The following is a 21083-nucleotide window of genomic DNA, read 5'->3' on the forward strand; positions in this document are numbered from 1 at the left end:
GTTGTCGCCCGTTGACTTCGAAGCCAGACAGCAGAAACTGAAAGAGGCAGGTGTCTAGAAAACGTGGGGCATCTCAAAAGGGTCAAAAACGCTAAAGGCAACTGACACTAAGCTCGGGAAGTAACCATCGTCTTTTGTGATTTTTTTAGTCTCTCCATAATAGAAATAAGAAGAAGTCTCAACCTGATCAGAAATTGCTTTTACCATAGATTTTAGTAACGTAGTTTTGCCGACGCCATTTCTTCCGATCAATGCGTGCATGTTTGTGCTGGGCGTGGAATTTGCCCTGACCTCAAAAGGCAGATCGAATTCGGCAAAATTCTCAGACGCAGGCAGAAAAAAACCGAAATTAAAATCTGTCAGTGAAACTTCGCCTCTGAGTACGCTAGCGAATTGATCCCGGATTTGACTCAATGAGATCGAACGTAGATGCGAGACTTCAAAAACCATTTCGCTTCTTATATTTTCGAGAAGATTTTCATCCCAAACAACATCGCGAATCCTAGTCAGGAATTCGCAGCGCCATTTCTCGCTGAATTTAGAAAAAAGGATTTTGTAATAATCTACGTTTATTCCAAGAGAGAAATAATTTTTATCTAACTGCTCAAAAATACCACCCAGTGTTGAGTATGTTAGTATCGCTTTTGTTTGGCCAACAAAACCTATTCTTACGTTTGACAAGCTATGGCCTGTGCCGCCTTCATCAAACGCATGCACAGCAAAACTCGTGACAAAGGAGTAGTCATTCCAGTGATCAATAATGAGATAGACTTCGTTCCGCCCGGACGACGGCAGATCACTCCTCGCTGAAATTACATGAAACTTCATTATAGAGATCTCTGCGCGTTGCTTTTCATTATGGTAATCTACTTTGAAACTAAGGGAGTTCGGCCATCTAATTTATAAAGCGGATTTGTAATAATATTATCAACATTCTGAGATGCTGTCAGAAAATCAATCCCCACATCGCCAAAACCGCGATCATAAAGATCAGAGCTTTGGACAGGTCGCGAAGTTTCTGCGAGGACTTTTGACATTGTGCCATCGCCGCAGGCGCACTCCCATATATCGCCTTTGAAATCTTCATTGTGGATAAGGGCATAAGTGGCCCATGGAGGCGTCGGATAAAAATCCGGGCCGCTCAAATCAGCAAAGCGCTTAGTTGTAGGCTTATAGCTGCCGTTAAGATGATATGTTGAATCCATAAAAAAAGTATAGCAGAATCATATATTTAGCAAAGTAATAATTTCGCGAATCTTTAGAATCGCTTAGCTGGCTAAACTCTCTATCAATCGTGCTTCACCGGATTAATATGTAAGTCCTGACCATAACAAAACTGGTGCGCCCGACAGGATTTGAACCTGTGACCCCCAGATTAGGAATCTGGTGCTCTATCCTGCTGAGCTACGGGCGCCCTGATGCATCATGATCTGCCTTCATTTGCCCCATGCGTTTCGGCTTGTCAAATGAACGATCCATCGCAGCGCTTGACAAGTGGCACGGCATCTTGGCACTAGCTGCTCCCATGGCCGCACCCCCTTTGCTCACACTTGCCGGTATTCGCCTCGAATTGGGGGCCACCACCCTGTTCAGCGGGGTGGATATGGCCGTGGGGCCGAATGATCGCCTGTGCCTTTTGGGCCGCAATGGGGCGGGTAAATCAACCCTTTTGAAAATCATCGAAGGCATCACCGAAGCCGATGGCGGCGAGCGTTTCGTGCGCCCCGGAACCGAGATCGCCACCGTGCGTCAGGAAGCCGATCTGGCGGGCTTTTCCCGGCTTTTCGATTATCTGGAAAGCGGCCTGCCGCCTTCCATGCGTGATGATCTTTATCGGGTGGAAGCCGCCCTTGATGAAGTGGGGCTTTCGGGCGAGCGCGACCCCCTAACCCTTTCGGGCGGCGAGCAGCGCAAGGCGGCGATCATCCGCGCCTTTCTGGCGGAGCCGGATATAATCCTGCTCGATGAGCCAACCAATCATCTGGATCTGCCCGGCATTGAATGGCTCGAAGACCGCCTGGCCGAATTTCGCGGGGCGATCATCATCATCAGCCATGATCGAACCTTTTTATCGCGGCTGACCAGCGCCTGTTTATGGCTGGATCGCGGCGTGGTGAAACGGCTGGATAAGGGCTTTGCCGCTTTTGAAGAATGGGTGGAGCTTGAATATGAGCGCGAGGCCGCCAATACCGCCAAGCTCGACAAGCTGATCGCCGAGGAAACCCGCTGGTCACGCGAGGGGATATCGGCCCGGCGCACCCGCAATCAGGGGCGTTTGCGCCGCCTTCATGCTTTGCGCCAAAGCCGCCGCGAGATCATCGCCCGCAGCGGCACGGCCGCCCTTGTGGCCGCAGATGGCCGCACATCGGGCAAGCTGGTGATCGAAGCCGAACATGTGTGCAAGGCTTTTGATGAGCATGTGATTGCCGATGATTTTTCCACCCGCATTCTGCGCGGCGATCGCGTGGGGATCATTGGCCCGAATGGGGCCGGGAAATCCACCCTTTTGAAAATGCTGATCGGCGAGATCGAACCCGATGCCGGGGTGATCCGGCGCGGCACCAATCTTGAGATGCTGGTGATCGATCAAAAGCGCGACAGCCTCGATCCCAATCTCACCTTGTGGGAAACCCTCACCGGTGGCAGTTCCGATCAGGTGATGGTGCGCGGTACACCCAAGCATGTGGTGGCCTATCTGAAAGATTTTCTGTTCAGCCCGGCGCAGGCGAGAAGCCCCGTTTATGCGCTTTCAGGGGGCGAGAAAAACCGCCTGATGCTGGCCCGGGCGCTGACCAAGCCATCAAACCTGATGGTGCTGGATGAGCCCACCAATGATCTGGATATGGAAACCCTTGATCTTTTGCAGGATGTGCTGGCCGATTATGAAGGCACCATTTTGCTGGTGAGCCATGATCGCGATTTCCTTGATCGGCTGGTCACCTCGACTTTGATGTTTGAAGGCGAAGGCCGGATCGAAGATTATGCGGGCGGCTATAGCGATATGATGCGCCAGCGTGCACAAAGCCGCAGCCAAAAGCATCAGGTGCCACAAAAAACCGACAGCCGGAAAAGCGAATCCGAAAAACCCGAGCCCGCAAAAACCCGGGCAGACAGCGCCAATCGCCTGAGCTTTAACCAGAAACACCGCCTGAAAACCCTGCCAAACGAGATCAGCGCCCTGCTCGATGCGATTTCAAAGCTTGAAAAACTGCTCGCAGACCCGCAAGCCTATAGCCGAGACCCGGCGAAATATGCGCTGGCGGGCAAAACATGCGATCAATATCGCAAGGATCTGGCTTCAAAGGAAGAAGAATGGCTCCATCTGGAAATGCTGCGCGAAGAAATCGAAGGTCCCTGATCGGCGCTATCGCCAAAAAATGGATAAGCGGCCTGAAAGCCGCCTTTGGCCGGACAATCAGGCTGGGTTTTATCCCCCTTCTGGCTGCCCTCACCGCCGCCTGTATCCAAACGCCCGCACCCACAGCCCTGCCCCCTTCGCCCTTTTCCCCGATGCCCGAAGCCCATAGCAATAATGCCACGGCCGTGCTGATCCGCGATCAGGGCCCGGTTTTCTACAGCTTCATGGGGCTGAAATCCGGCAAAAGCCATAGCGACATTTCCACCGCTGCCTTTACCTATGATCTCACCACCGATCAGTGGCAGCGGATCAATCCCGTGCCGGTGCCCGAAGGCCGCCTGGCCTCGGTGGCGGTGCCCTTGAATGGTGCCATCTATCTCTTTGGCGGCTATCGGGTGCTGGCTGATGGCCATGAAATCTCAACCCCCCATGTTTTTCGTTACGAACCCGAAACGGGTACCTATCACCGGCTGGCGGATATTCCAAAGCCGGTGGATGATAGCGTCGCTTTCGGCTATGCGGATCGCTATATCTATCTGGTTTCCGGCTGGCACATGGATGGCAATGTGGCCAATGTGCAGGTTTTCGATAGCGTGGAAGGGGTGTGGTTCAATGCCACCGAATTTCCCGGCATCCCGGTTTTCGGCCATGCGGGCGGTATCGCATCTGATCGCTTTCTGATCATCGATGGGGTTGCGGTTTTAGGCGAACAGGATGGCAAGCGGCAGTTCGGGCTGGTGAAACAGGCCTGGGTGGGGCACATCAATCCCGATGATCCATCGGATATTCAATGGCAAAAAGCCCCCGATCATGGGGGCGCGCCCCTCTACCGCGCCGCTGCCACAGGATCAGAGGATCGCGGGATGGTTCTGTTCGCTGGCGGATCAGCCACCGCCTATAATTATAATGGCATTGGCTATGATGGCACCCCGGCGGCCCCATCGGCGCGGGTTTTCGGCTATGATCCCTTCAATGAATTATGGATGGGCTTTGCCGATAAGCCGATCCCAAGCATGGATCACCGCGCTTTGCTACCCGCAAATGGCGTGTTCTGGACCATCGGTGGCATGATTGCCGGGCAGACGGTCAGCCCGCTTGTGGATCGGATCGACGCGATCGAATAATCGCATCTTTCGCGCGGCGCATTTTTATGTGCGGCTATCCGGGCGCAAAAAGGTCCAATGATGGGGCTTGGATGCCTTGGGCGCGAAGCGATAACCATCAAGATCGAAATCCTTCAGATCCTCGGCCCGCTCGATTTTATTCACCGCAATATAGCGGGCCATCAGGCCCCGGGCTTTTTTGGCAAAAAAGCTGATCATCCTGAATTGGCCATCCCGATCTTCACGAAAATCAATCTGATACACCGGCACCCCCAGCGCTTTGGGGTCCACCGCCTTGAAATATTCCTGGCTCGCCAGATTGATCAGGCAATCATGGCCATCCTCTCGCAAATCCCGGGCCAGGGCTTTGGTGATCTTGTCGCCCCAAAAGCCATAAAGATCGGCGGCCTTTGTGGTTTTGAACCGGGTGCCCATTTCAAGGCGATAGGGCTGCATCAGATCAAGGGGCCGCAAAAGCCCATAAAGCCCTGATAAAATGCGCAGATGCTTTTGCGCGTGGGCCAGCCCATCCGCATCCAGATGATCGGCATCCAATCCCTGATACACATCGCCCTTGAAGGTAAAAATCGCCGGTTTGGCATTGGTGGGATCAAAGGGCGGGGAAAACGCCTTGAACCGCTGATAGGTTTTTTCGGCCAAGGCATCGGACAAATGCATCAGCCCCTGCAAACGGGCCGCCCCCATGCGGGCTCCATCCTGCGCCAGCGCCGTGGCGTCTTCCAGAAAGCGCGGCTGGCTGTAATCCGCACTGGGCGGTGTTGAGTCGGCATCGAGTTTTTTGGCAGGAGACAAAACAGCAAGCATCTCAAACGGCCCTCATTATGAAGGATGGAAAAAGCGGATGGGTCTTTCATCGCAATATCTTGTCGTTCTTGTCAAAACGCATGGCAAGGCTTTTCATCTGGGGCTATGACTAAAGCCTGTCAAGGAATGTCCATAATATGAAGCTTTTAAACCCCAAGGGATCAAGGATCAGAGATGAGCGATAAAACCAAGAATTTCCGCCGTCGCACCATTGGCAATCATGTGCTGAAGCCGGAAACACAGATGATGGGCTATGGTTTTGACCCCAGCCTTTCCGAAGGATCGCTCAAGCCACCGGTTTTTCTCACCTCGACCTTTGTGTTCGAATCCGCCGAACATGGCCGCGATTTTTTCGATGTGGTCAGCGGTCGCCGTGAAGCCCGCCCCGATGAAGTTTCAGGGCTGATTTATTCGCGCTTCAATAATCCCGATATGGAAGTGCTGGAAGATCGCCTTTCCCTTTGGGAAGATGCCGAAATGGCGATTGTCTATTCCTCGGGCATGGCCGCTATTTATTCCGCCATCATGGCCCATTTGCAGCCGGGCGAAGTGCTGATCTATTCCCAGCCCATTTATGGCGGCACCGAAACGCTTTTGCTCAATCTGCTGCCCAAATGGGGCATCAAAACCGTTGGTTTCATTGCCAATGACAGCCACAAAGCGGTGGATGAAGCCTTTGCCAAAGCCCAGAAAATGGGCCCCATCGGCATGGTTCTGGCCGAAACGCCGGCCAATCCCACCAATGGGCTGGTGGATATTCATTATCTGGCCGAAAAGGTGAAAGACGCCCGCAATACCGCCGGGGAGCGCCCGCCCTTGGCGCTGGACAACACCTTTTTAGGCCCGGTTTGGCAAAAGCCCCTGTTGCACGGGGCCGATATCGTTCTCTATTCGATGACCAAATATATCGGTGGCCATTCCGATCTGGTGGCCGGTGCCGCCATGGGATCGAGCCGTTGGCTCAAGCCAATGAAAGCCCTGCGCGGGGCCATTGGCAATCAGATCGATCCCCATACCTGCTGGATGGTTCTGCGCAGCCTTGAAACGCTGAAAATCCGCATGGAAAAAGCCACCGACAATGCCCGCATCGTTGCCGAATATCTTGATGGGCATGAAAAGATCGAAAAAGTGCACTATCTGGGCTTTTTAAAGCCCGGCAGCCCGGCCCATGCGGTTTATGAAAAACAGTGTCTGGCTCCGGGGTCCACCTTTGCCTTCGATGTCAAGGGCGGCCAGGCGGAAGCTTTCCGCTTTCTCAATGCACTCACCGTTTTAAAGCTGGCTGTCAGCCTTGGTGGCACAGAAACCCTGATCAGCCATCCCGCCTCTACCACCCATTCCGGGGTGCCGAAAGATCTGCGCGATCTGGCCGGGATTTCCGGGGCTTTATGCCGGGTTTCGGTGGGCATTGAAGATGCCGATGATCTGATCGCCGATCTGAAGCAGGCTTTGGAAAAAATCTGATCGCGCGCCCCCGGATCGGCCCGGATCGGCATGATGGGATGGCGTCTCATCCCACTTATGCCGATCCGGATAGCCTTCAGGGGGCGAGGGACGCCGCGATAAAGGCATCGATCTGTTGATCCAGAAGCGGCAAGGGCAAAGAGCCATTCCCCAAAAGGGCATCATGGAACAGGCGCAGATCAAAGCGATCCCCCAAAGCCTTTTCCGCCCGCGCCCGTAAATCCAGAATTTTCATCTCGCCCAGCTTATAGCCCAGCGCCTGACCCGGCCATGAGATATAACGATCCACTTCGGTTTCGATATTATGCTGAGACAGGGCGGAGTTTTCCTGAAAAAAGGCAATGGCCGCATCACGGCTCCAGCCCATGGCATGAAGGCCGGTATCCACCACCAGCCGCCCGGCGCGCCACATTTCATAGGTCAGACGGCCAAAATGTTCATAGGGTGTTTGGTAAATGCCCATGTCCTGACCCAGCTTTTCGCTATAAAGCCCCCAGCCCTCGCCAAAGGCCACCACATACATGGCCTTGCGAAACTCCGGCACATCCTGATTTTCCCGGGCAAGGGCCGTTTGCAGATGATGGCCGGGCACGCCTTCATGCAGGGTCAAAGCGGGCAGATTATATAAGGGGCGCTTTCCCAGATCATAGGTATTGACCATGAACAGCCCCCCGCGCACGCCATCCACCGGCCCCCAATAGCGGCCCGTGGTATAGTTGGGGGCCATCGCATCGGGCACCGCCCGCACCCCATAAGGAATGCGCGGCAGGGTCTTGAAAAAGGCGGGCAGCTTTTCATCAATCTGCTTGGCGATCCAGGCGGCCCTGTTCAGCAGTTCCTGAGATGTTTGGGCGTAAAATTGCGGATCAGTGCGCAGGAAAGCGAGAAAATCGGCAAAGCTGCCTTCAAAGCCCAGATCATCGATGATCACCTGCATCTCGGCGCGAATACGCGCCGCTTCATCCAAACCGATCTGATGAATTTCGGCTGCTGAAAGATCCAATGTGGTATAGGATCGGATGAGCATGGCATAATAATCTTCGCCATCGGGCAGGGCTGTGGCCCCCAATGTTTCGCGGGCGGCGGGGCTGTAATCTTCGACGAAAAAGCGATGCAGCGCCCCCAAGGCGGGCAAAAGATGCTCCCGTAAAATGGCCTCAGCCTCGGCCCGCAGCCTTTTCTGATCCGCCGCTGTGATGCTGCCGGGCATCTGTTCAAAGGGTTTGTAAAAGGCGCTGTCTTCGGGCTTTTCCACCGCCAAAGCCGCAAAGCCGGGGGCGATTTTGGGCAGAATGGCCCGGGGCATGGTAAAGCCATCCGCCATGCCCTGCCGCATATTGCCCATGCCTTGGGCGAAATAGGGGGCAAGCTTTGATAACCGCGCAAGATAGGCTTCATACTGCGCCAGAGTTTGAAACGGAATGGCTTCCACCGACATCACCGCCGCCGTATGAAAGCCGCTATCCGAGACAAAGGGAATCCGCCAGGGCCGATAGGCGCCCCGATCAAGGCGCCCCCGCAGCAGATGCGCAAAAAGATCGGCATTGAGGCGATCCTCGGCATCCAGATCCCTGCGTGCAATATCATCGAGCCGTTCAAGGAACTGGCGATCCTCGGCCAAAGCCACCATCTGCGCCGCTTCCGAGAGATCGGGAACCTCTGAATCCGCAGCCCTCACCCCGCGCTGGCTGGCCATGAAAGGCTGCCTTTGTAGCCGCGCCTGCCATTCATCGGCAAAAAGCTGGTGCAGGGCTTTGGCGGCCGCATCCGGTTTTATCGCGCGATCATCTGTTTCTGCCGGGGCGGCTTGCCCGGCCTTGGCAGGCCCACCCCCCAAATGCGGCCATCCAAAAGCGGCACATATAAAAAGCACCGGGATCAAGGCTTTCAAGCGAGGCATAGATCATTCCACAGTTGATTTTCAAAAAAATCAGCTTGGCATATCCCTCATAAAAGCGATAGCCAGCAATCCAGATCATGACATTCACAGAGCAGACTTTGGCGCTTGGCCATCGCCTCTGCATCCTCGCCCCAGCGGGCCATCTGATGATCTTCATCCACCATGGCCGCAGCCCAAAATCCATCGCGATCCAGCCGCCCACAAACATAGGCCAGCCCTAAAACCACCGATCCGCTCAGGGTGGTGGCGCTATGAAGGGCCATCAGCCGATGATCATCCAATCCGGCGATCAACGCCCGCAAGGCCCCCAGCGCCTGTTCATCCTGCGCCACCGGGCTGACCCCGCAGGTAACGGCCAGCGGGATATGATGGGTGCTTTCGAGCCATGAAAGCGGCGGGTTCCAATGGTCTTTCTGGGCAGCCACCAAAGACTCCGGAGCCTCGGCGCGATAGCAGGTGAGATCGGTGGCACCAAAAGCGGCGATCTCATCGATCACCGATGGGCGGCGGCCCTTGACCCGATCAAGGCTGCTGTTCAAAAACCGGGTGATGGGCATCTGCGCGGGATCGATGCGATCCCCCACGCTTTGCCATTCCGCCACAATGGCATCGGCCATGGCGGCGGTGGGGGCGATCAGATCGGCTTTCAATGGGGTTTTGACCGGGCGACCATCAAGGGCGATACAAAAGCCCGATCCTGCGGCCACTTTATCCGCCTGCCGGTAGAAGCGCTTGATTGCAGCCATTCCGGCTATGATCCGTTTTTTTCAGGGTGCTGCCGATAGCGCCGGCGCTGATGCCTTTGCTGTTTGCGCCTTGTGGCCTGCTTTTTTTCATCCATTCCGCTTTCTACACGCACCCCAAACAGGCCCAGATGCCGGAACGGAACCGCCCAGGCATCGCGCAGATATTGAAACCGCCGGGTGATCGCCGCCCCCAAACGGGCATTGGAAAAGCACATCACCATCAAAAGGGTCGCCGCCACCAGCAGCATCAGGATCAATGTCAGCACCGTGAAAAGGGCGGTGAGGATTTCATTCGATCCCACATAATCCATCTGATCCAGCACCACATAATCGAGCAGGGCAAAAAACAGAAACAGCCCCGCAAGCTGGAGAAAATAAAATCGGCGCTTTGGTGGTTCCGGCGGTGTCATGCTCTGGCCTTTGCCAATAAATTGCTGATATCATGGGGTAAGTCATCCCCATTGCGGCTGATGGCATGGGCCCCTGCGGCCAGCAGATCGGCGGCCGCATGATAGCCCCATGAAACACCCAAGCCCCAGGCCCCTGCGGCCCGGGCCATCAGTATATCATAGCTTGTATCGCCGATCAGGATGGTTTTTTCAGGCGCCACACCGGCTTCATCCATGGCCGCCAAAAGCATCGAGGGATGCGGTTTCGAGGGGTGGGTATCCGCCGTTTGCAGGCTGATGAAATAATCCGCCAATTCATGATGGGCGAGGATCGAATTGAGGCCCCGGATCGATTTTCCGGTGGCCACCGCCAATAAAACACCCTCATTCCGCAAATGATCGAGGGTGCTTTTGATGCCGGGATAAAGCGGTTCCTGCCGATGCCCATCCCGTGCCCGCAAATCGACGAAAGCCTGTTTATAGGCATCCGCCAAAAGCCCGGGCAAAGCCGGATCGGGATCGCGATCGGCCGTGATTTTGGCACCGCCCTGCAAAAGAGCGGTCATCGCTTCGGGCAAGGACAAACCCACGATCTGCCGGATCTGCGCATCTGAAGGGGCGGCCCGATCATTGGCGGCAAAAGCCATCCGCATGGCGCTGATGATCACATGCTGGCTATCCACCAGCGTTCCATCACAATCAAAAACAGCAAGCATCATTCACGCCTCATTCTTTATTCTTTTTCTGGGATCGCAGGCGGTCCCAATAGGCCAGCCTTTTGGCAATATCCCGCTCAAAGCCCCGCTCCGGCGGCTGGTAAAAACTTTGGCGCGGTAGATCATCGGGAAAACAATTCTGGCCGGAAAAGCCATCTTCATGATCATGATCATAAAGATAGCCCGCGCCATAGCCCAGATCCTTCATCATCTTGGTGGGGGCATTCAAAAGATGCGCCGGGGGCATCAGCCCGCCATGATCGCGGGCCGCCTGCAGCGCTGCTTTCGAGGCTTTATAGGCGGCATTGGATTTTGGCGCGGTGGCCAGATAAAGCGCGGCTTCAAAAATCGCCAGTTCCCCTTCAGGGCTGCCCAGAAACTGATAGGCTTCTTTTGCCGCCAGGGCCTGCACCAGCGCCTGCGGATCGGCAAGGCCCACATCCTCGCTGGCAAAGCGCACCAGTCTGCGCAGGATGAACATGGGGTTTTCCCCGGCGTCCAGTGCCCGCGCCAGCCAATAAAGGGCGGCATCCGCATCCGAGCTGCGCAAGGATTTATGGAGGGCAGAGGCCAGATTATAATGCCCATCGCGATCTTTATCATGGCTGGGGGCCCGCTTTTGCAACAGGCTTGTGAGCGCATCGCCGTCCAATGGCTGATCGCCCCCCAGATCATGAAGGGCTTCCACCTGATTGAGCAGCATCCGGCCATCGCCATCGGCCATGGCAATCAGCATATCGCGCGCGGCAGGCGTGAGCTGCAAAGCCTGGGGCAGATGGGCTTCGGCGCGGGCCAGCAGGGCCTGCAGGGCCACATCATCAAGGCGCTTTAGCTGCAAAACCTGCATCCGCGACAATAAAGCGCCATTGATTTCAAAGGACGGATTTTCCGTCGTCGCGCCGATCAGGGTCAGGGTGCCATCCTCGACATAAGGGAGGAAGCTATCCTGCTGAGACCGGTTGAAGCGATGAATTTCATCCACAAACAGCAAGGTGGCCTGTCCCATCTGGCGATGATGACGGGCCGCTTCAAAAATTTTCTTGAGATCGGCAACACCCGATAAAATCGCAGAAATCTGCACGAACCGAAGCGCACCCATCGCCGCCAAAAGCCGGGCGATGGTGGTCTTACCCGTCCCCGGCGGGCCCCACAGAATGACCGAGCTGATGGTTGATCTGGCGATCATCCGACCAAGGGGGGCATCATCTGCCAAAAGATGATCCTGGCCTACCACGTCCCCTAACTGCTGCGGACGCAGGCGATCCGCCAAAGGTGCAGGTTTCGCGCCTGCCTCTGTCGCCGGATCCGCTCTGGCAAAAAGATCACTCACCCTGTCATCCCGCGACGCGGCACTCCGCAGAGCCGTTTTTGAAAACGGCACAATCAAGAAGCCGCCCATTGCGGCGCACCCGATAAACCCATTCTTCCCATGGCTGTTGGGTGATCGCAAGCAGATCGGCAACGGTTGTCATCGCCTCATTTTGCAGATTCATGATCTCGTCACCGGGGCGAACATAGCCATAGCGTGCCGCCGGGCTGCGATTGGCAATCTCCAGCACGATCACCCCTTTGCGCATGGGATCAAGTCCCAATTCTTCGGCATAGCGGGGCGAGAGATTGCCGACCGTTACCCCTTGAAAGGGATGGCGACCATCCAGCCGGGTGATGCTGCGTTCCGGGGCTTCAGGCAGAAGCGCCAGAACCACCCGCTCCTCGAGCCTTTGGCCATCGCGCAAAATCCCCAGCACCAGCTCATCCCCCTCGCCACGGGTAGCGGTGCGAAAGCGCAGGCCGTTTTGATCGATTACATCTTCGCCATCGATCTGCAAGATCACATCGCCGGGCAATAGCCCCGCTTGATCGGCAGGCCCTTCGGGATAAAGCTCGCTGATCATCACCCCGCCGGGGCGATCAAGCCCCACAGCCGACGCCATATCAGCCGTCACCGGCTGGCCGGCAAAGCCAAGCCAGGGGCGGATGATTTCCCCCCCATCGAGGGCGGCGTCGATCACCGACCGCACCATCGAGGCGGGGATCGCAAAACCGATTCCGCTGGTATCACCGGTGCGCGAGAATATCGCCGTATTGATGCCCACCAGTTCCCCGTTCAAACCCACCAGCGCCCCACCGGAATTGCCGGGATTGACCGCCGCATCGGTTTGGATGAAAAAGCCATAATCACTCACCCCGATCTGGGTGCGGGCCTTCGCCGATACGATCCCAGCCGTCACCGTTTGGCCAATACCAAAGGGATTGCCGATGGCCAGAACGATGTCGCCCACCTCTGCATCATCGGCCTCGGCCAAGCGGGCAAAGGGCAGTGATGATCCTGCGGCATCGATCTGCAAAATGGCAAGATCGGTGCGGGCATCCGATAAAATCACCTCCGCCGTGAATTCCCGGCGATCTGCCAGCACCACCTTGATCACATCGGCATCGCCAATAACATGATGATTGGTAACGATCACCCCATTATCCCGCACGATGACCCCCGATCCCAAAGACCGCTCGATCCGTTCACGTGGAGCACCAAAGCTGAAATCATCACCCATGAACCGGCGGAAAAAGGGATCGCTGAACACCGACCGCCGCGCCGCCACCTTGCGCGCCGTGTAGATATTGACCACCGCAGGCGCAACATCGCGCACCACCGGAGCATAGGATAAAAGCACCTCGCCTTGCCCCGAAGGCACCTGACGATCCGGCCCATCAAGCATTTGCGCCCGGCTGCTCTGTCCCGAAACAGCGGCGAGAGCAAGAAAACAGACAGCCATTAAAAAGCTTTTACGCCCAAAGCGTTGAGAGAGTGCGATCATGAATACGCCTTTCTTCGCGGATGTGGCTGAATTGGTTTTAGCAGCAATCACCCAAGCGGCAAAAAGGAAAAAGCCCCTTCCCATGCGGGAAAGGGCCTCAACCAAAAGCGGGATCAAAAGACGGGGAGACAGCCACCCTCAGGCGGCATCTTCCATGTCATCATCGAGATGAACGGGCCCGGAGTCCTTGCCCTTGGCCTCTTCATTGCGATCCACCAATTCGATGATCGCGATGGGGGCATTATCGCCCTTTCTAAAGCCTGCTTTCAGCACCCGCACATAACCGCCGGGGCGATCCGCATAGCGGGTGGCCAGTTCGGAAAAGATTTTCTCGACCAGACCTTCGCTTTGCAACTGCGCAATGGCGCGGCGGCGATTGGCGAGCCCCCCCTTTTTACCGAGGGTGATCAGCTTTTCCAGCACCGGGCGAAGCTCTTTCGCCTTGGGCAGAGTGGTGATGATCTGCTCATGCTTCACAAGGGCTTGTGACATATTCATGAACAGGGAACGGCGGTGGGACGAGGTCCGACCAAGCTTACGTCCGGCGTTGCGATGCCGCATTGTCTCTCTCCTTGAACACCAGCCAGGCGGACCCTCACGGGCGCGATGGCGGCAAGATCAGTATTCGTTTTCCAGCTTTTTGGCCAGATCTTCAATATTTTCGGGTGGCCAGCCGGGCAATTCCATGCCCAGTTTCAGGCCCATCTGTGTCAACACTTCCTTGATTTCATTCAAGGACTTGCGACCAAAATTCGGGGTTCTCAACATTTCCGCTTCAGTTTTCTGAACCAGATCACCGATATAGACGATATTGTCGTTCTTCAGGCAATTCGCCGACCGCACCGACAATTCAAGCTCATCCACCTTGCGCAGATAGTTACGATTGAACAGCGGCTCTTCTTCTTCCCGGCGCTCTTCAACCTGACGCGGCTCTTCAAAATTGATGAAAAGCTGCAACTGGTCTTGCAGGATCCGGGCGGCAAAGGCCACCGCATCTTCGGGGCTGACCGTGCCATCGGTTTCGATTTCCATGATCAGCTTATCATAATCGAGAATTTGCCCTTCGCGGGTATTCTCAACCTTATAAGCCACGCGCTTGATCGGCGAGAACAAGGCATCGATGGGGATCAGACCGATGGGCGCATCTTCAGGACGGTTGCGATCGGCAGGCACATAGCCCTTGCCGGATTCAACCGTGAATTCCATGTTCAGAGTCGCCCCTTCATCAAGGGTGCAGATCACCAGATCCTTGTCGAGAATATCAACGCCCGCCACTTCAGAAATCTGGCCAGCGCGCACTTCGCCGGGGCCGGTGGCCGTCAGATGCAGCCGCTTGGGCTGCTCGGCCTGCATCCGAATGGCCATCTGCTTGACGTTCAGGACAATGTCGGTGACATCCTCGCGAACACCCGGGATCGATGAGAATTCGTGCAGAATCCCCTCGACCTGGATGCTGGTGACAGCGCCGCCCTGCAAGGACGACAGCAACACCCGGCGAAGGGCATTGCCCAGGGTCATACCAAAGCCACGCTCCAGCGGCTCGGCCACAACCTTGGCGCGGCGTTTGGGGTCCGCACTGGGGGTGATCTCGAGCGCACTCGGCTTGATCAGTTCATGCCAGTTCTTCTGAATCACGCTAACATCCTCGCCCTTGCAAAAAGGCCATAACAAGGCGCCAAGCGCCGGTCGCGGTTCCACCCTTTATCCGCCCTGAAGGGCAAGGCCGAACCGCATGATCAGTCTTCAGACGCGGCGACGCTTCGGTGGCCGGCATCCATTATGTGGGATGGGGGTTACATCCCGGATCGCAGTGATGGTGAAACCAATCGACTGCAAGGCGCGCAGGGCCGATTCCCGACCCGAACCGGGGCCTTTCACTTCCACTTCAACAATGTTCATGCCATGCTCGGCGGCTTTCTTGCCGGCATCTTCGGCGGCAACCTGAGCTGCATAGGGCGTGGATTTCCGCGACCCTTTAAAGCCCATCATGCCCGCACTGGACCAGGAAATAACATTCCCCTGCGCATCCGTGATGCTGATCATGGTATTATTGAATGACGCATTCACATGAACAACACCGCTGGTGATGTTCTTGCGCTCACGACGCTTAATCCGTGTTGGTTCTTTCGCCATTGTCTCAATTCGTCCTTCAGCGATACGGGGCAGCCCCTGAAGATCGGCAGATATGCCAGATCAGGAACCGTATTATTTCTTCTTGCCGGCAATCGGCTTGGCTTTGCCCTTGCGCGTCCGCGCATTGGTGTGGGTCCGCTGACCACGCACCGGCAAGCCACGGCGATGACGCAGGCCACGATAGGTGGCAAGATCCATCAACCGCTTGATATTCATGGCCACTTCACGACGCAGATCGCCTTCAACGACGAAATCGCTATCGATCAGTTCACGAATCTGAATGACTTCCGCGTCCGTCAGCTGATGAACCCGGCGTTCTATGGGAAAGCCAAGCTTGCCACAGATATCACGCGCCTTGGTCCGACCAATGCCGTGAATATAGGTCAAGGCAATCTCGACCCGCTTGTTCGTTGGAATGTTAACGCCTGCAATACGCGCCACGACCTAACTCCTCGTCACCGTTTTCAAACGGTCTGTTGTCTCGAATCATCCGCCCGCCGAAGCGCGCGATTATATGAATCGAATGGCCATAGTCAACCATTCCGATTCTGTGAAAGCCACAAACTCCGGTGGATGGCTTTTTTCCCTTGCCAAATTGGCAAAGGCTTAAAGCCTCAAACCCCCAAAGCCTCGTCTATTGTCCGCGCAACCGCATCGATCGATTGTTCGCCATCGACCTGCAAAAGAACACCTTTCGCCCGATAATAAGGGAGAAGAGGTTCCGTTTGCTTCTTATAGGCATCGAGCCGTGTGCGCACGGTTTCAGCATTATCGTCATCCCTGCGGATGAAATCGGTGGAGCCGCATTGATCGCACACGCCGTCTTGTGCCGGTTTCTTGAAACGATCATGATAGCCCGCACCGCATTTCGCACAGGCATAGCGCCCCGCGACCCGCTCTACAAGGATTGAATCAGGGACCGTCACCTCGATCACGGCATCGAGCTTACGCCCGATGTCTGAAAGCATCACATCCAAAGCTTCGGCCTGTGCCACCGTCCGGGGAAACCCATCGAGCAAAAAGCCTGTGGCGCAATCATCTTCCTGAATGCGATCAGCAATGATCTGCACAACGAGATCGTCACTCACCAATTTGCCGGCATCCATGGCTTCTTTCGCCAAACGCCCGACTCTGGTTTCATTTTTTACCGCAGCCCGCAACATATCGCCGGTGCTGAGCTGTTTTAAACCATGATCCGCCTGCAAACGCTGGGCCTGGGTACCCTTGCCCGCCCCCGGCGGCCCAAGAAGAATGACGATCATCGACGCCCCCCCTTCAATCTCGACTTCTTGATCAGACCTTCATACTGGTGCGCCATCAGATGCGAATGAATCTGCCCCACGGTATCCATGGTCACGCTGACCACGATCAAAAGGCTGGTTCCACCCAGATAAAAGGGAATCGAATATTGCGAAATCAGAATTTCCGGGATCACACACACGATGGCGAGATAAATCGAGCCAATCACGGTCAAGCGGGTCAACACATGATCGAGATATTCCGCCGTGCGTTGGCCGGGCCGGATCCCGGGCACAAAGCCGCCATGCTTTTTCAGATTATCCGCAGTTTCTTCAGGATTAAACACGATCGCGGTATAGAAAAAGGCAAAGAAAATGATCCCCGCCGTATAAAGCGCGATATAAAGCGGCTGCCCATGGCCGAGAAGGGATGTCACCATGGTCATCCATTCCGGTCCGCCTTCGGCTGAAAAGCCCGCGATGGTCATCGGCAAAAGCAGCAGCGAACTGGCAAAAATCGGCGGAATAACGCCCGCCGTATTGAGCTTCATCGGCAGATGCGAGGTATCGCCCTGAAACATCCGGTTGCCCATCTGGCGCTTGGGATATTGTACCGTCACCCGGCGCTGGGCGCGTTCCATGAAAACAATGCCATAAATCAGCCCCACAACCCCCAAAAGCAGCAAAACGATGGCGGCGGGAGACAACAGCCCTTGTTCCCCAAGAGACAAAGCCTGACCCAGCGCCCGGGGCAATTCAGCGACAATTCCGGCAAAGATGATCAGGGAAATCCCATTGCCAACACCCCGCGCCGTGATCTGCTCGCCCAGCCACATCAGAAACATGGTGCCACCCACCAGCGTGATCACCGTGGCGATGCGGAAAAACATCCCGGGATCAAGCACCACATTCTGGGCCTCCAGTGCCATGGCAAGGCCATAGCCCTGAACCGCCGTGAGGACCACGGTTCCATAGCGGGTATATTGATTGATCTTCTTGCGCCCGGTTTCGCCTTCTTTTTTCAAGGCCGCCATCGAGGGCGACATCGAGGTCAGAAGCTGCATGATGATCGATGCCGAGATATAAGGCATGATATTGAGGGCAACGATCGACATTCTTTGCAAGGCACCGCCCGAGAACATGTTGAACATATCAAGCATGCCGCCCTGGGTGCGCTGAAAGAACTGCGACAGCGAAATCGGATCGATCCCGGGCAGGGGCACATAGGTCAAAAGCCGATAAACAATCAGCGCGCCCAAGGTAAACCACAGGCGCTTTTTCAGTTCCTCGGCCTTCGCAAAGGATTTGAAATTCAGATTGGCAGCAAGTTGCTCAGCGGCCGATGCCATCAGGATCTCCGACTACTCAAAAAAAAGCGGACGCCCCTTAAAGAGGCGTCGGCATGATCAGACTTAAGCGCTGGCTTTGCTGGCAGGTCCGGTCAAGGTCACCGATCCGCCCGCTTTTTCCACCGCTTCCACCGCCGCTTTTGAAGCGCCGGCGATCGTGAGGGTGAGCTTGGCGGTCAGCGTGCCCTTGGCGAGCAGGCGCAGGCCGTCTTTTTCCTTGCGGGCAACACCGGCGGCAACCAGGGCATCCTCATCAAGCGCGCCTTTGGGGTCGAGCTTGCCGGCATCGATGGCCTTTTGCAAACGACCCAGATTGACCACGCCATATTCCTTGCCAAACAGCATGGTAAACCCACGCTTGGGCAGGCGCATATGGATCGGCATCTGGCCGCCTTCAAAGCCCTTCACGGAATAGCCCGAGCGCGATTTCGCACCCTTCACACCCCGACCGGCGGTTTTACCCTTGCCCGATCCGATGCCCCGGCCGACCCGCATCCGTTCCTTGCGGGCACCGGTATTATCTCTCAAATCATTCAAACGCATGACGTACCCTTATCACCGGCATTGTCCCGGCTTTCGTGACAGCCTCACTGATTCTCGACACGAACCAGATGCGACACTTTTGCAATCATTCCCCGGACCGCTGGTGTATCTTCCAGCTCACGGGTGCGATTCAGCTTGTTCAACCCCAGGCCGACCAGCGTTGCGCGCTGATCTTCTTTACGGCGAATGGGGCTGCCGGTCTGGGTGACCGTGACCGTTTTAGCCTTTGCCATCTGCTCTTACTCCGCGCTACCGGCAGAAAGCGAAACCTCACCCCCGCCGCTATGTTCGACAGCCGCACGCCGCGAGACGATCTCACCCACCTTTTTGCCGCGCTTGGCCGCAATCTGCCGGGGGCTGACCTGCTCTTTCAGGGCATCGAAGGTGGCTCGCACCATGTTATAGGGATTGGATGTGCCCGTAGATTTGGCCACGATATCCTGAACCCCTAAGCTTTCAAAAACAGCGCGCATCGGGCCGCCGGCAATGATGCCGGTCCCTTGCGTTGCTGATCTGATCAGCACCTTACCCGCCCCATGATGGCCGAAGCTGTCATGATGCAGGGTCCGGCCTTCCCGCAGGGGAACGCGGACCATCGATTTCTTTGCGGATTCCGTCGCTTTACGGATCGCTTCCGGGACTTCCCGGGCCTTGCCTTGGCCAAAGCCAACGCGGCCTTTGCCGTCACCAACCACCACCAGGGCTGCGAAACCGAAACGTCGGCCGCCTTTCACCACCTTGGCGACACGGTTGATATGAACGAGTTTTTCAACGAACTCGCTGTCTTCGCGCTCAAACCGATCAGGGCGTGCCATCGCCTATTCCTCTCAAATCCAGTATCAAAGCGGCGGATCAGAAATCCAAACCACCTTCGCGGGCCGCATCAGCAAGGGCTTTGACGCGCCCATGATAAATAAAGCCACCACGATCGAAAACAACCTGCGTCACACCAGCCTTCACGGCCCGCTCCGCAATCAGCTTGCCCACCTTTTCAGCGGCATCCCGGTTTCCCCCGGAAATGCTTTTCAGGCTGGCATCCAATGTGGAGGCCGCAGCAAGCGTTTCACCCTTCGCATCATCGATGATCTGGGCATAAATATTCTTGGACGACCGATGCACCGACAGGCGCGGACGGCCACCGCTTTTCTTACGCAGCTGAGCGCGTGTCCGCAATCCCCGCCGCTTAAACAAATCTTTGTTCTGAGCCATCTTGAGCACCTGTTACTTCTTCTTGCCTTCCTTGCGGAAGATATACTCGCCCGAATAGCGCACACCCTTGCCCTTATAGGGTTCCGGCTTACGATAAGAACGAATGACAGCAGCCACCTGACCGACCTTTTGCTTGTCGGTGCCGGAAATGACGACAGTCGTCTGATCCGGCGTTACGATATTCACACCCTCAGGGATGGGAAAATCGATATCATGGCTGTAACCAAGCTGAAGATTGAGCGCCGACCCCTTGACCTGGGCACGATAACCCACGCCGGTGATTTCAAGCTTCTTCTCAAAGCCCTTGCTCACCCCTTCAATCAGGTTCGAGACCAGAGTGCGCTGCATCCCCCACATGGAGCGAGCCCGCTTGCTGTCATCCTTCGGCTTCACTGAAACCATATTGTCTTCCAGCGTGACGCTCACCTCGGAAACGAGGGGGGCGGCCAGCTCACCTTTCGGGCCCTTCACGGAGACGGCGCTTTCCTGAAGCGATACCGTGACACCGGAAGGAACTTCGATCGGTCTTTTTCCGATACGCGACATGTTTCTTTCCTATCCTCGAGCCAGCCCTAGAAGACCGTGCAAATCACTTCGCCGCCCACATTCTGATCCCGTGCTTCGGCATCAGACAAAACCCCCTTCGGGGTGGAGACGATCGAGATGCCCAGGCCATTCGCAACGCGGGGAAGCTCTGTCACACCGGAATAAATCCGACGCCCGGGCTTTGACACACGCTGGATCGACCGGATCACCGGATCACCTTCATGATATTTGAGGCGAATCCGTAACTCGGCTTTGTTATTGTCCAGATCGGCCCGTTCATAGCCGAGAATGAAACCCTCGCGCTGCAGCACATCCAGCACGCGCTGACGCTGCTTTGAAGCGGGGGCCAAAATCTCATCCTTGCGGGCCTGAAGCCCATTTCGGATGCGGGTAAGCATATCACCCAATGGATCTGTCATAGACATGGGGTGCCCTCCTTACCAACTCGACTTCACGACACCGGGAAGCTGACCGGTCGAGGCCAGATCACGAAGCGCGATGCGGGAAATTCTGAACTTGCGATAATAGGCGCGGGGACGACCCGTCACCTCACAGCGGTTACGCACCCGCGTTGGGGCCGAATTCCGCGGCAGCTCAGCCAGTTGGAGACGCGCGATGAAGCGCTCTTCCTCAGGCAGCGACCGGTCTTCGGAGATCGCCTTCAGCCGTGCACGCTTTGCGGCGTACTTCTTTACAAGCGTCTTGCGATGCTCGTTCTTTTCAATGGCGCTCTTCTTAGCCATGTGCT

General features: G+C 56.0%; 25 protein-coding genes and 1 tRNA gene. 3 read left to right on the top strand and 23 right to left on the bottom strand.

Annotation, left to right across the window (positions count from 1 at the left end; genetic code table 11):
* Positions 1-54: 54 nt before the first annotated feature.
* The 3 genes from QK300_RS12825 to QK300_RS12835 all read right to left on the bottom strand — a co-directional run bounded on the left by QK300_RS12825 (position 55) and on the right by QK300_RS12835 (position 1414).
* Positions 55-828, bottom strand: a complete 774-nt coding sequence (locus QK300_RS12825) for a hypothetical protein (protein WP_281302149.1) — start codon at positions 826-828, stop codon at positions 55-57.
* A 38-nt stretch (positions 829-866) separates the two neighbouring features.
* Positions 867-1205, bottom strand: a complete 339-nt coding sequence (locus tag QK300_RS12830; protein ID WP_281302148.1) for a hypothetical protein — start codon at positions 1203-1205, stop codon at positions 867-869.
* A gap of 132 nt (positions 1206-1337) precedes the next feature.
* Positions 1338-1414 (bottom strand) — tRNA-Arg (locus QK300_RS12835).
* A 93-nt stretch (positions 1415-1507) separates the two neighbouring features.
* On the opposite strand from QK300_RS12835, the gene QK300_RS12840 reads away from it, so the two are divergent.
* Positions 1508-3358, top strand: a complete 1851-nt coding sequence (locus QK300_RS12840) for an ATP-binding cassette domain-containing protein (RefSeq protein WP_281302147.1) — start codon at positions 1508-1510, stop codon at positions 3356-3358.
* Positions 3313-4482 carry a hypothetical protein gene (locus tag QK300_RS12845; RefSeq protein ID WP_281302146.1) on the top strand — a complete coding sequence of 390 codons (1170 nt, stop codon included), beginning with the start codon at positions 3313-3315 and terminating at the stop codon, positions 4480-4482. The genes QK300_RS12840 and QK300_RS12845 overlap by 46 nt, the downstream gene beginning before the upstream one ends.
* Positions 4483-4506: 24 nt before the next feature.
* Here the strand turns inward: QK300_RS12845 and yaaA are convergent, their stop codons facing one another.
* Positions 4507-5286, bottom strand: coding sequence for a peroxide stress protein YaaA (yaaA, locus tag QK300_RS12850; protein ID WP_281302145.1), 780 nt, complete (start codon positions 5284-5286; stop codon positions 4507-4509).
* A gap of 174 nt (positions 5287-5460) precedes the next feature.
* Here yaaA and QK300_RS12855 point away from each other — a divergent pair, with 174 nt between their 5' ends.
* The gene (locus tag QK300_RS12855; RefSeq protein WP_281302144.1) at positions 5461-6750 is read left to right on the top strand and encodes a cystathionine gamma-synthase family protein; all 1290 of its coding nucleotides are present in this window, start codon (positions 5461-5463) and stop codon (positions 6748-6750) included.
* A 76-nt stretch (positions 6751-6826) separates the two neighbouring features.
* Here the strand turns inward: QK300_RS12855 and QK300_RS12860 are convergent, their stop codons facing one another.
* The 19 genes from QK300_RS12860 to rpsN form a co-directional block, all read right to left on the bottom strand.
* Entirely contained in the window at positions 6827-8650 is a 1824-nt protein-coding gene (locus QK300_RS12860) for a DUF885 domain-containing protein (RefSeq protein WP_281302143.1), read from the bottom strand.
* Positions 8651-8697: 47 nt separating this feature from the next.
* Positions 8698-9396, bottom strand: a complete 699-nt coding sequence (locus QK300_RS12865) for an ATP12 family protein (RefSeq protein WP_281302142.1) — start codon at positions 9394-9396, stop codon at positions 8698-8700.
* Between the two features lie 5 nt (positions 9397-9401).
* The gene (locus QK300_RS12870; RefSeq protein ID WP_281302141.1) at positions 9402-9806 is read right to left on the bottom strand and encodes a hypothetical protein; all 405 of its coding nucleotides are present in this window, start codon (positions 9804-9806) and stop codon (positions 9402-9404) included.
* Positions 9803-10504 (bottom strand): HAD-IA family hydrolase, encoded by a 702-nt coding sequence (locus QK300_RS12875; RefSeq protein ID WP_281302140.1) that lies wholly within the window; start codon positions 10502-10504, stop codon positions 9803-9805. The genes QK300_RS12870 and QK300_RS12875 overlap by 4 nt, the downstream gene beginning before the upstream one ends.
* Before the next feature lie 7 nt (positions 10505-10511).
* Positions 10512-11831, bottom strand: coding sequence for a replication-associated recombination protein A (locus QK300_RS12880; protein WP_281302139.1), 1320 nt, complete (start codon positions 11829-11831; stop codon positions 10512-10514).
* Between the two features lie 4 nt (positions 11832-11835).
* Positions 11836-13317 carry a Do family serine endopeptidase gene (locus tag QK300_RS12885; RefSeq protein WP_281302138.1) on the bottom strand — a complete coding sequence of 494 codons (1482 nt, stop codon included), beginning with the start codon at positions 13315-13317 and terminating at the stop codon, positions 11836-11838.
* 138 nt (positions 13318-13455) lie between these two features.
* Positions 13456-13878, bottom strand: a complete 423-nt coding sequence (gene rplQ / locus QK300_RS12890; RefSeq protein ID WP_281302137.1) for a 50S ribosomal protein L17 — start codon at positions 13876-13878, stop codon at positions 13456-13458.
* Positions 13879-13935: 57 nt separating this feature from the next.
* Positions 13936-14952 (bottom strand): DNA-directed RNA polymerase subunit alpha, encoded by a 1017-nt coding sequence (locus QK300_RS12895; protein ID WP_042084199.1) that lies wholly within the window; start codon positions 14950-14952, stop codon positions 13936-13938.
* A 108-nt stretch (positions 14953-15060) separates the two neighbouring features.
* Positions 15061-15450 carry a 30S ribosomal protein S11 gene (gene rpsK, locus QK300_RS12900; RefSeq protein ID WP_042084060.1) on the bottom strand — a complete coding sequence of 130 codons (390 nt, stop codon included), beginning with the start codon at positions 15448-15450 and terminating at the stop codon, positions 15061-15063.
* A 72-nt stretch (positions 15451-15522) separates the two neighbouring features.
* On the bottom strand, positions 15523-15891 hold the full coding sequence (gene rpsM / locus QK300_RS12905) for a 30S ribosomal protein S13 (RefSeq protein ID WP_281302136.1): 369 nt from the start codon (positions 15889-15891) through the stop codon (positions 15523-15525).
* Between the two features lie 173 nt (positions 15892-16064).
* Positions 16065-16712 (bottom strand): adenylate kinase, encoded by a 648-nt coding sequence (locus QK300_RS12910; protein ID WP_281302135.1) that lies wholly within the window; start codon positions 16710-16712, stop codon positions 16065-16067.
* Entirely contained in the window at positions 16709-18037 is a 1329-nt protein-coding gene (gene secY / locus QK300_RS12915) for a preprotein translocase subunit SecY (RefSeq protein WP_042084069.1), read from the bottom strand. The genes QK300_RS12910 and secY overlap by 4 nt, the downstream gene beginning before the upstream one ends.
* A gap of 63 nt (positions 18038-18100) precedes the next feature.
* Entirely contained in the window at positions 18101-18580 is a 480-nt protein-coding gene (rplO, locus tag QK300_RS12920; RefSeq protein WP_281302134.1) for a 50S ribosomal protein L15, read from the bottom strand.
* Between the two features lie 44 nt (positions 18581-18624).
* Positions 18625-18813 (bottom strand): 50S ribosomal protein L30, encoded by a 189-nt coding sequence (gene rpmD / locus QK300_RS12925; protein WP_042084074.1) that lies wholly within the window; start codon positions 18811-18813, stop codon positions 18625-18627.
* Positions 18814-18819: 6 nt separating this feature from the next.
* Entirely contained in the window at positions 18820-19395 is a 576-nt protein-coding gene (rpsE, locus tag QK300_RS12930) for a 30S ribosomal protein S5 (protein WP_348651895.1), read from the bottom strand.
* A gap of 37 nt (positions 19396-19432) precedes the next feature.
* Positions 19433-19789 (bottom strand): 50S ribosomal protein L18, encoded by a 357-nt coding sequence (rplR, locus tag QK300_RS12935; RefSeq protein WP_281302133.1) that lies wholly within the window; start codon positions 19787-19789, stop codon positions 19433-19435.
* Positions 19790-19801: 12 nt separating this feature from the next.
* On the bottom strand, positions 19802-20335 hold the full coding sequence (gene rplF, locus QK300_RS12940) for a 50S ribosomal protein L6 (protein ID WP_042084081.1): 534 nt from the start codon (positions 20333-20335) through the stop codon (positions 19802-19804).
* Positions 20336-20361: 26 nt separating this feature from the next.
* On the bottom strand, positions 20362-20760 hold the full coding sequence (gene rpsH / locus QK300_RS12945) for a 30S ribosomal protein S8 (RefSeq protein WP_042084082.1): 399 nt from the start codon (positions 20758-20760) through the stop codon (positions 20362-20364).
* Between the two features lie 12 nt (positions 20761-20772).
* On the bottom strand, positions 20773-21078 hold the full coding sequence (gene rpsN / locus QK300_RS12950) for a 30S ribosomal protein S14 (protein WP_042084085.1): 306 nt from the start codon (positions 21076-21078) through the stop codon (positions 20773-20775).
* Between the last annotated feature and the right edge of the window lie 5 nt (positions 21079-21083).

The sequence above is a fragment of the Iodidimonas sp. MBR-22 genome, assembly GCF_029946565.1.
GTDB classification, from domain to species: domain Bacteria; phylum Pseudomonadota; class Alphaproteobacteria; order Sphingomonadales; family Rhodothalassiaceae; genus Iodidimonas; species Iodidimonas nitroreducens.

Coding starts and splice junctions, on each gene's coding strand:
- QK300_RS12825 (WP_281302149.1), bottom strand. CDS start 828: ATGAAGTTTCATGTAATTTCAGCGAGGAGTGATCTGCCGTCGTCCGGG.
- QK300_RS12830 (WP_281302148.1), bottom strand. CDS start 1,205: ATGGATTCAACATATCATCTTAACGGCAGCTATAAGCCTACAACTAAG.
- QK300_RS12845 (WP_281302146.1), top strand. CDS start 3,313: ATGGCTCCATCTGGAAATGCTGCGCGAAGAAATCGAAGGTCCCTGATC.
- yaaA (WP_281302145.1), bottom strand. CDS start 5,286: ATGCTTGCTGTTTTGTCTCCTGCCAAAAAACTCGATGCCGACTCAACA.
- QK300_RS12855 (WP_281302144.1), top strand. CDS start 5,461: ATGAGCGATAAAACCAAGAATTTCCGCCGTCGCACCATTGGCAATCAT.
- QK300_RS12860 (WP_281302143.1), bottom strand. CDS start 8,650: ATGCCTCGCTTGAAAGCCTTGATCCCGGTGCTTTTTATATGTGCCGCT.
- QK300_RS12865 (WP_281302142.1), bottom strand. CDS start 9,396: ATGGCTGCAATCAAGCGCTTCTACCGGCAGGCGGATAAAGTGGCCGCA.
- QK300_RS12870 (WP_281302141.1), bottom strand. CDS start 9,806: ATGACACCGCCGGAACCACCAAAGCGCCGATTTTATTTTCTCCAGCTT.
- QK300_RS12875 (WP_281302140.1), bottom strand. CDS start 10,504: ATGATGCTTGCTGTTTTTGATTGTGATGGAACGCTGGTGGATAGCCAG.
- QK300_RS12885 (WP_281302138.1), bottom strand. CDS start 13,317: ATGATCGCACTCTCTCAACGCTTTGGGCGTAAAAGCTTTTTAATGGCT.
- rplQ (WP_281302137.1), bottom strand. CDS start 13,878: ATGCGGCATCGCAACGCCGGACGTAAGCTTGGTCGGACCTCGTCCCAC.
- rpsK (WP_042084060.1), bottom strand. CDS start 15,450: ATGGCGAAAGAACCAACACGGATTAAGCGTCGTGAGCGCAAGAACATC.
- QK300_RS12910 (WP_281302135.1), bottom strand. CDS start 16,712: ATGATCGTCATTCTTCTTGGGCCGCCGGGGGCGGGCAAGGGTACCCAG.
- secY (WP_042084069.1), bottom strand. CDS start 18,037: ATGGCATCGGCCGCTGAGCAACTTGCTGCCAATCTGAATTTCAAATCC.
- rplO (WP_281302134.1), bottom strand. CDS start 18,580: ATGCGTTTGAATGATTTGAGAGATAATACCGGTGCCCGCAAGGAACGG.
- rpmD (WP_042084074.1), bottom strand. CDS start 18,813: ATGGCAAAGGCTAAAACGGTCACGGTCACCCAGACCGGCAGCCCCATT.
- rpsE (WP_348651895.1), bottom strand. CDS start 19,395: ATGGCACGCCCTGATCGGTTTGAGCGCGAAGACAGCGAGTTCGTTGAA.
- rplR (WP_281302133.1), bottom strand. CDS start 19,789: ATGGCTCAGAACAAAGATTTGTTTAAGCGGCGGGGATTGCGGACACGC.
- rplF (WP_042084081.1), bottom strand. CDS start 20,335: ATGTCGCGTATCGGAAAAAGACCGATCGAAGTTCCTTCCGGTGTCACG.
- rpsH (WP_042084082.1), bottom strand. CDS start 20,760: ATGTCTATGACAGATCCATTGGGTGATATGCTTACCCGCATCCGAAAT.
- rpsN (WP_042084085.1), bottom strand. CDS start 21,078: ATGGCTAAGAAGAGCGCCATTGAAAAGAACGAGCATCGCAAGACGCTT.